This window comes from Vibrio sp. 1288, assembly GCF_033344475.1.
The window spans coordinates 1-961 of sequence record NZ_JAWPOX010000196.1 but is presented as its reverse complement, the minus strand read 5'-3'; the positions used below and the strand labels follow the sequence as shown (position 1 = coordinate 961).

The 961-nt window shown below is 41.9% G+C and carries 2 protein-coding genes; one reads left to right on the top strand and one right to left on the bottom strand.

From position 1 onward, the window contains the following. Positions 1 to 341: 341 nt before the first annotated feature. A complete protein-coding gene (locus R8O11_RS25635; RefSeq protein ID WP_005464900.1) occupies positions 342 to 593 on the top strand; it encodes a DUF3081 domain-containing protein in 252 nt (83 codons plus the stop codon). Positions 594 to 744: 151 nt separating this feature from the next. On the opposite strand, the gene maoP is transcribed toward R8O11_RS25635, so the two are convergent. After that, on the bottom strand, positions 745 to 961 hold a 217-nt coding region (gene maoP, locus R8O11_RS25630; protein ID WP_318194663.1), incomplete at its 5' end, for a DUF413 domain-containing protein.

The window sequence follows — 961 nt, the reverse complement described above, 5'->3', positions numbered from 1 at the left end:
ATTCGCATTATAAAATAAGTAATGGCGAACTGCTATTGTTTTAGGTCAAAATTTTGCTTTTTTTTTAACCAATGTTGCCTTTTGCAACCAGTTTTACGTTTGCTTTACGCTAAATTGTTAACTTGTGAGCGTTTTTTGGTCACTTGAGTTCATTGATAGATGCGTAAAATTTATGGCTTGAATTAAGTTGTAAAGTAAACATCAAGCGTCGATGTTCTGGGTTTATTGGATGGTAAGTGGCGGAAAAAATTCAAATATTTTGATCTCACTCAACCTCGTACATGGCAGGTAAATCATTCCTTAACCATAATTACAGCGTGTGAACAGGTAGGGATATCACTATGAAAAACGAATTGGATCCAAGCAAAGTGCTACAAGCGTACGAAAACGTCATGAACAACGGTTCGCCAACGGAGTTCGGTAAGATCTATGAAGGTGTGGAGGCGTTCTCGGATTACGATGGTTACAACGTCTTTTTAAGAGGCAACGGCGTGGAGCTGAAAGTGGGTTTCCACAACACGTATCACCTAGAGTACGAGCAGGAGCACTTAAAAGAAACGTTTTTGAAAAAGATTGCGATGCTGGCGAAATAGGTCGACATTTCCCATGCACCAAAATCGCAGATATTAAAAAAGCCCTCGGGAGAACGCGCCCTTGGGCTTTAGGAGAAGAAATGGGTCAGAAGCGTTCACTCACACCGAATGATGAACGTTTGTTGAACATCTGACGTTTGGTTATTTCTTATTAATCGTCTTCAGCCAAACTCTCTTCTGCATAGTCGTCAGCCGCATCTGGTTTGTTGCGACCGTTTAGCGTATGGAAGCGCTTACGACCACGAGCCAGTTGGGTGTATTTTAACCAAGTGCGCTCGATTTTAGTTTTCGCTTTGCCTGGGTTTTCTAGCACCTTGACGAAGTGTTTCTCTTCGCTATTCTCAGGTGTTAACTCGCCTGACTCTAAG

Excerpts from the sequence above, each read along its gene's own strand:
- R8O11_RS25635 (WP_005464900.1), top strand. The coding sequence starts at position 342 with ATGAAAAACGAATTGGATCCAAGCAAAGTGCTACAAGCGTACGAAAAC.